Annotated in this window: 7 protein-coding genes; all 7 read left to right on the top strand. The window is 39.4% G+C overall.

Going from position 1 to position 7,805, the window contains the following annotated elements; translation table 11 throughout:
• A partial coding sequence (locus tag GXO74_16120) for a hypothetical protein (protein ID NOZ63179.1) occupies window positions 1-383 on the top strand: 383 nt, incomplete at its 5' end.
• Window positions 367-1,020 (top strand): response regulator transcription factor, encoded by a 654-nt coding sequence (locus GXO74_16115; protein ID NOZ63178.1) that lies wholly within the window; start codon window positions 367-369, stop codon window positions 1,018-1,020. The genes GXO74_16120 and GXO74_16115, both read left to right, overlap by 17 nt.
• 410 nt (window positions 1,021-1,430) lie before the next feature.
• Complete coding sequence (locus tag GXO74_16110) at window positions 1,431-1,796, top strand: response regulator (protein NOZ63177.1); 366 nt, start codon at window positions 1,431-1,433, stop codon at window positions 1,794-1,796.
• Between the two features lie 91 nt (window positions 1,797-1,887).
• A complete protein-coding gene (locus GXO74_16105; protein NOZ63176.1) occupies window positions 1,888-2,361 on the top strand; it encodes a hypothetical protein in 474 nt (157 codons plus the stop codon).
• Window positions 2,362-2,436: 75 nt separating this feature from the next.
• Window positions 2,437-3,477 (top strand): choice-of-anchor D domain-containing protein, encoded by a 1,041-nt coding sequence (locus GXO74_16100; protein ID NOZ63175.1) that lies wholly within the window; start codon window positions 2,437-2,439, stop codon window positions 3,475-3,477.
• Window positions 3,478-3,543: 66 nt separating this feature from the next.
• A complete protein-coding gene (locus GXO74_16095; protein ID NOZ63174.1) occupies window positions 3,544-5,361 on the top strand; it encodes a tail fiber domain-containing protein in 1,818 nt (605 codons plus the stop codon).
• A 14-nt stretch (window positions 5,362-5,375) separates the two neighbouring features.
• Entirely contained in the window at window positions 5,376-7,802 is a 2,427-nt protein-coding gene (locus tag GXO74_16090; protein ID NOZ63173.1) for a T9SS type A sorting domain-containing protein, read from the top strand.
• Window positions 7,803-7,805 lie beyond the last annotated feature (3 nt).

Genomic DNA, 7,805 nt, shown 5'->3' with positions numbered 1-7,805 from the left:
CACAGACTTCTGAAATTGAATTTATTACTGAAATAGCGGAAATAGATAATCTTTTTCCGAAAGAGTTGGAAATTCATATTTTCAGGATAATCCAGGAGAGCATAAATAATATTGTCAAACACTCTCAAGCCACTAACGCTTTGATTCAAGTCAAAAAGTTGTCCAATCAACTAATCATCATAATTTATGATAATGGAAAAGGGTTTGAATTCAGTCATTCTAATCTCGAAAATCTACCTACTGAAGGACTGGGACTCAGGGGTATTTTCGAACGAGTGAAAATATTACAGGGAAAACTGACCATAAACACCGGTCGTAAAAGTGGCGTTGAGATCAAAATTGAATTACCAATACAGGAAAAATACCATGGAAAAGATCACTAAAATTCTCATTGCAGATGATCATACTATTTTCCGACAGGGGCTGGTCAAAATTCTGGAAGCGGAGAAATTTATCAAAATAGTCGGCGAGTGCGGCGATGGATTGGAAGCATTTCAAAAGATTAAAGAGTTGTTGCCTGATATTGCTATTCTCGATATTTCCATGCCCCAATTAAGCGGATTGGAAATTGTGCAAAAAATACGTAGTGAAAATCTGTGGATTGAATTTATCATTTTAACAATGTACGATGATGAGGAATATTTTAACGAGGCAATGGATTACGGGGTAAAAGGGTATCTTTTAAAAGATAATGCGGCATCGGACTTGATCGGTTGCATTAAGTCAGTAGCCTCTGATAAATATTATGTCAGTCCGCTCATTTCTGAATATTTGATTAATCGGAACTCCAAAATACAGGAAATGAAAAAGAAAAATCCAGGTTTGATTAATTTAACTGTAACGGAAAAACGAATTCTCAAACTGATTGCCGAAAATAAGACCAGCCGGGAAATAGCCGAATTAATGTTCATTAGTGTTCGTACCGTACAAAATCATCGCACGAATATTTGTAACAAACTTGGGTTTAAAGGATATAACAAATTGCTTCAGTTTTCGCTGGAGAATAAATCTTATTTGTAGAATTCGTAATTCAATTTTTTTATCATCTAATTTTTTGCCATAAACCGGTGATGTAATATTCCAGCACAGCAGGCCACAAATCTTAACGCCGAGAATCCCTGAATATCTGAATATCTCCGAAAAAATCATTAAGAAAACTGAAAATCAATTCAATGGATTTCTATATCTTCGGTATTCAAATAATTTTTTGCATAAAAAAAGGCAATCCCCCGGTTAGCCGAGGTGCTTAGCCGAGGTGCATCTTCAAAGCATTAACTTCTCAACAAAATAGCCCATTTCGTCCCAACCTTTCCCTCTTTTTAAAATACCTGTCATAATAAGCACAACTACTCATATTAAAATGAGTACCTCTCTCTATTGCTCTTTTCTTTAATTGTGTTATTTTAAAAAAAGAACAATAAAGCAGTACAATGAAAATTCTGATCGTTGAAGATAATGCTAACATGCGTTCGTTCATTAAAAAAATACTTGAACGCCATCTGAAAAATATTGACAAAATATTTGAATGTCCTGATGGAAATATGTCCGTTGAAATTTATAAAAGGCATAATCCCGACTGGGTACTAATGGATATTAATTTGGGCAAAATAAATGGATTAGACCTCACGAAAACCATCATTGAATTCGATCCCACTGCAAAGATAGTCATCCTTACACAATATGATGAGCCTGATTATAGAAAAATCGCTTCTTGCGCCGGCGCCTGCGGATATGTTTTAAAAGACAATATGAGGGAGATCATTGAAATTATAAAATCATCGACCAGCATAAATTAGGGAGATAACAGTTGAAAGGAGTTGAAAGTTTAGGATTTCAACAATGCTATTCTGTTCTGTCGATTAAAACAAAAAAATTAAGGAGAAAATCATGAAAAAATTATCTTATTCCCTGGCTACATTTATTGTCATACTCATTTTGGCAACTTATTTCAATATCCCAGATTTAGCAGCTCAAACGAAAATTGATTTGTCAGGTGCAAATATACGAGCTGTTGAAGGTGATACGGTCTGGGTATTGCTGAATCACATCAAACACGACAAACGTCAACAATTCGAAAAATTCATCCAGGAAATTTTTTGGCCCAAAGCCGATGAATTAGCACCTGCTGTTCGACAAGTTTTTCTTAATACGCGAGTTTTACATCCCGTTAACATGAATAAAGACAGTACTTACACTTACGTATTCTTGATGGATCCGGTAATCACAAAAGGTAACTATAATATTTCCTATCTACTCAAGAAGATGTACAGTGAAGACAAAGCAAAAGAGTACTATGCTATGTGGAAGGATTGCTACAGCAGTCCTCAAGTGGGTTATGTGCTTATCCAGTCGCAGTATTAGGTATTTGTTGAGTTGACTTTTTTTATTTTTTCATAAGAATGATTACAATAACAAATTAATTTAAGGGAGGCAATCATGGAAAAGATTAAAGCAACTACGCTTTTTATGCTATTTTTTTTATGTTTGTTTGTAGTAACTGTCTTTGGACAGCCAGAACCTGAAATAAGCCCTGTTTTATATGATTTTGGCGATGTAGAAGTGGGAACTAGCGAAACCATAATTATAAGCGTTACGAACATCGGGTTTAGTGATTTGATTATATCAGATTATTTCTTACAAGCGGTTAGTAGTAACGACTTTTCAGTGATACATTCTCCACGTTTTCCTGATGTACCTGTAGCCATTGCAGAATCAGATAACTATGATTTGGAAGTAACATATTCGCCATCATCAACAGGACCTGCTTCAGCAGTTTTAGAAGTAATTAGTAATGGTGGAACTGTAACGTGTGCATTAAGCGGAACAGGCGTAAACACCGAATTGACTCCCGAGGAACAGATAGAAAATATCTTACAATTTATCGACGATTCCGTTGCCAACGGCACATTAGAAGGCAGCGGCAATCGACCATGGTTGGCAAAGCGAAGACTAAGAGCATTTAAAAAAATTATTAAACGGGCACAAAGACAGATTTTAAGAGACCATGTGAGAGCCGCTTGCGTTCAATTGCAGCTTGCTTACAAACGCTGCGACGGAAATCCCAGACCGGTCGATTTTGTGATAGGAGAATCTGTACCTGAATTGGCTGCAATGATTCAAAATTTAAAGGCAAGTCTGGAATGTGGAACATGTCATGGCTCGTTGGGGAAACAACTTGCAGATGATCAAATTGAAACGGAAACTTCTGCTCCCGCAGAATTTGACCTTGAACAAAACTATCCCAATCCCTTTAATCCCAAGACAAATATTTCTTATTCATTAGCAGATGACTCTCATGTGAAAATAACAATTTTTAACACACTCGGTCAACAAATAGAGGTTCTTGTCAATGAATTTCAATCTCAAGGTCATTACAGCGTAACCTGGGAGGCGAAAGATTTACCTGCCGGACTTTACTTATACCGATTGGAATCCGATGGTTTTAATTCTAACAAGAAGATGTTTTTGCTTAAATAATGCCCTATAACTAACGGTTATTTCCTAATTAACTCAATAGATTTAATTATCAAAAGGAGAAAAGTCATGTTAAAAAAATCATTTTTGTCCGTGCTGCTTTTTCTATTTTTAGCTTTTGTGGCGTATGCTACCATTCCCCAAAAGATTAATTATCAAGGCTATCTAACAGATAACACAGGAGCTCCGATTACCACGAGTACCCCTCTTGAGATAACTTTTTCAATTTACAGTTCAGAAACAACAACTTCTTTTTTATGGCAAGCAACTTATAAAGTGGATGTCACGGCAGGCAGATTTAACATTTTGCTTGGTGATCCTGACTACCTGGGTGCCAATAAAGAAATTCCCAATACGGTCTTCAATGGCAGTATCAGATATCTTGGTATCAAAGTCGGAACTGATGCGGAAATGACACCGCGCAAAAAATTAGTCAGCGTGGGCAACAGTTTCCGTGCTTACGAAGCTGATAAATTGGGCGGCAAAGATGCCTCGGCTTTCTTACAAAAATTGAATAATGTTGTTCCCAATAGCAGCGGTAATATTGACCTTGTCGCCGGAAGTAACGTTAACATTACACCAAACGCTGCAGGGAATAAAATTACTATATCATCATCCGGAGGTGCCGGCGGTGGTGACATCACAAAAGTTGAAGCAGGAAATGGCTTGACCGGTGGAGCTGAATCCGGTGATGCAAAATTGGATGTCGGCGCTGGGACCGGTATTACAGTCAATTCCAATGATGTGGCATTAAAGACTTCTTACACCGACGGACGTTACGTGAACGAAGGACAAAGCAACAGTGTTAGCAGCTCTATGATTCAGAGTAATGCTGTTACCGCCGCTAAAATCACTCCAGATTTTGTGAGCAGTATTGATGGCGTTAAAAACGATGGCGGGAATATTGATCTTGTCGCTGGCTCAGGAATCTCAATTAATCCTAACGATTCACAAAACAAAATTACCATTTCTGCCTCTGGCGGTGGAGGAGACATTACCGCTGTTAATGCCGGCAGCGGTTTAACGGGCGGAGGAACATCAGGTGATGTGACTGTGAATGTGGGAGCTGGAACAGGAATTACTGTCAATTCCAATAATGTCGCCTTAAAAACATCCTACACCGACGGCCGCTATGTTAACGAAGGACAAAACAATAGCATCACCACCAGTATGATAACCAATGGCACCATAACCGGTAGTGATATATCTTCATCCGCCAACATACAAATGAATTCACTTAAGGTGGGTAGCGGTATTTGGTCGCCAGTATCCGGGTCGATTTTTGCGAATAACGATGTGAAAGCAGCCGATTGCGTCATTGCTGGTTCGCCGTCATCATCTTATGGAAGCGATTGCGTCGTTGCATCAAATGATGTGATTGCTGATGACTTTGTACAAGGACGGATGGTTCATGGACTTGTTGATGTCTATGCTGATGCTGATGTCGTTGCTGGTGACGATCTCAGTTGTGATGATGATCTCATAGTCAAAGATCATGCTGTAATCAATGGTACTGGCACAAGCGCAACGTATGCACTTTATGTGCATGGATCGGTGTACGCAACAGGTGGTTATTACTCATCAGACATCAAACTTAAAAAAAATATCGCTGATATTAAAAATCCTTTGAAAAAATTATTAAATATAAAAGGAGTAAGTTATAACTGGAAAACTTTGGAGTATAAAGATAGAGAGCTTCCCGAAGGAAAACATTTTGGCGTCATCTCCCAGGAACTTGAAAAGGTCTTTCCAGAAATGGTTAAAACAGACGAGAATGGCGAAAAGGGAGTGGCTTACAATGAAATTATTCCTGTGTTAATTGAAGCCATCAAACAGCAGCAGAAAATGATTGAAGCTTTACAAAATCAAATAAACAAAAATGATTAAAAGGGAGGTTCACAATGCTGAAACATAAAAAATGGCTGGCGTTTATTGTGCTCCTTCCGTTTATATTTCTGTTTTTAAAAGCGGGAACTGCACAAAGCCAATCCAGCGCCAACTACACACTAAAGAAGGATGTTGTTGATATGGGCGGCGCTCCTGCCCAATCAGCTAATTATCAATTGGTCGATGCTGTAGCTCAGTCAGGTGGAATAGGCGCAGCACTTAGCAGTAGCTATCGCGAATCATCAGGATTTTTTTCTGAGGGGGAAGTATCTGTTAATCCAACACTTTCCGTTTCTCCGACAACGCTTGATTTTGGGACAACCGATGACAGCAAAACCTTTCAGATAAGTAATACCGGTACAGGTACACTCACCTGGACGGTAACCCAAAGCCAAAATAAACCGTGGATTACCTCCATCTCTCCCATTAGTGGCAGCGATGATGCTACTGTGACCGTAACAGTGGATCGTAGCCAAATGAGCGGAAACGATGACACAGGGACACTAATAGTTGCCTCTAATGGCGGCAGCCAAAATGTAACCGTGAACATAAGTAAAGCTTCATCTGGAAATTTATTAGTTAATGGAGATTTCTCAGACGGCAATAATGGCTGGTGGTTATATGTCCATGAGTCAGCTTCTGCCACTGGTTCAGTTGAAAATGGTGAATATCATGTTTCCATTAGTAACGGTGGTTCTGAAGACTGGCATATTCAACTGGGACAATCAGATTTGTTGATCGAAAACGGTAAACAATATGATGTATCGTTTGAGGCTTACGCTGCAAGTCCCCGCCAGATCAGTCCTTCTATTAAACGAGGTGGTAACGGACCCTGGCTGGGTTATCACGATTATCAATCATTCTCTTTGAGCACAACAAAGCAGACTTATTCGTATTCCTTTGTAATGAACGAAGCGACCGACAATGAAGCGATTTTCTATATTGATGTTGGCAATTCAACAGCCGATGTTTATTTCGACAATATGACTATTTTAGTTGGCGATGGAAGTGTTGGTATACCCATCTATCCCAACACTTCAAATACTCAAACCATCGGAAGTGAATTCTGGGTGGATATAATTGTCGGGGATAACGCAAATCCCGTAACAGACTTAAAGATAATTTCATTGGAATTAGATTTCACCAATACTTCAATAGTCGATTACCTGACTTATGAAATCGGTTCTTTTCTCACCGGCGCACAAGCCAGCGTGATTCCTGACGATCCCAATGGAAAGATAAGCGCATCGGTGTACAAAACATCGGGGGGAAATTCGGGTGTCGGTACTGTGCTTCGTTTGAAATTCCAGGTATTAGACTCGGCAACGCCAGGTCAAACAATCTGTTTTAGTATTGGTGCGGTTCAAGCAAACAGCTCAACCGGAGAAACAATTGTTCTGTCTCCTTCCGCACCTGTCTGCACCGAAATTAGCGCAGGTCTGTCAGTCTGGCCCGGTGATGCCAATAACGATGGTGTTGTTTCGATTTTTGATATCAATTCAATCGTTGCTATTTATTGGGAAAAAACAGGCCCAACAAGACCCAACGCATCCATGCAATGGGTTGATCAACCGTGTCCGTCATGGAATCCGCAGGCAGCTACCTATGCCGATTGTAACGGTGACGGAATCGTCAACATATTTGATATTAACGCCGTCATTATAAATTTTGGTAAAACGCACAGTAGGATGACAGGGTTGAATCTTTCCGATGCAGAAAACACATTAGCCGATCCACCGATTTATCTTGAAGAAAGGGATTATGATCCTACCAGTCAAGAATTCTGGATTGATGTCATCATAGGTTCAGCCAGCGACCAAGTATCCGACCTCAGAGTCGTGTCTTTCGAATTGACTTACACGAACACCGCTAATATTGACTATTTAAGTTATGAACAAGGCAGTTTTATGCCAGAAGGTCAGGCAACTGTTTTGGCTGATGATGCTAATGGTAAGATTAGTGCCTCAATGTATCAGACATCCGGCAGTAGTTCCGGACACGGGATTTTGTTATCTTTGAAATTTAAGGCAGCAACCGGTGTCCAGGTAGAATTTGATTTTGCCGGAGTTCTGGCAAATAGTTCGGATGGCAGCATTATACCAATAACCCCAATTGGAAAAACACTGGTAACCAAAGTAGCCATTTCTAATGAAAAGGTTATAACCGATTATTCTTTGCAACAAAACTATCCCAATCCGTTCAATCCGGAGACAACAATCGAATATCATCTTCCGCGAGCTTCCCATGTTGAAATTGCTATTTTTAATTTGCAGGGGCAGCGGATTGTCACACTGGTGGATAAGCATCAATCGGCAGGTTCGTTTCAAATTAACTGGAATGGAAAAAACCAAGAAAGTGAAAATGTTGCGAGCGGGATTTATGTTTATCAATTAAAAGCAGGCGATTTTATTCTTTCAAAAAAAATGATGTTTCTGCGTTGAAGA

This window comes from Calditrichota bacterium, from assembly GCA_013152715.1.
Lineage (GTDB): Bacteria > Zhuqueibacterota > Zhuqueibacteria > Thermofontimicrobiales > Thermofontimicrobiaceae > 4484-87.
The sequence above is the reverse complement of the archived record's forward strand: the minus strand, read 5'-3'. Positions and strand labels throughout refer to the sequence as shown.

Excerpts from the sequence above, each read along its gene's own strand:
- GXO74_16115 (NOZ63178.1), top strand. The coding sequence starts at position 367 with ATGGAAAAGATCACTAAAATTCTCATTGCAGATGATCATACTATTTTC.
- GXO74_16110 (NOZ63177.1), top strand. The coding sequence starts at position 1,431 with ATGAAAATTCTGATCGTTGAAGATAATGCTAACATGCGTTCGTTCATT.
- GXO74_16105 (NOZ63176.1), top strand. The coding sequence starts at position 1,888 with ATGAAAAAATTATCTTATTCCCTGGCTACATTTATTGTCATACTCATT.
- GXO74_16100 (NOZ63175.1), top strand. The coding sequence starts at position 2,437 with ATGGAAAAGATTAAAGCAACTACGCTTTTTATGCTATTTTTTTTATGT.
- GXO74_16095 (NOZ63174.1), top strand. The coding sequence starts at position 3,544 with ATGTTAAAAAAATCATTTTTGTCCGTGCTGCTTTTTCTATTTTTAGCT.
- GXO74_16090 (NOZ63173.1), top strand. The coding sequence starts at position 5,376 with ATGCTGAAACATAAAAAATGGCTGGCGTTTATTGTGCTCCTTCCGTTT.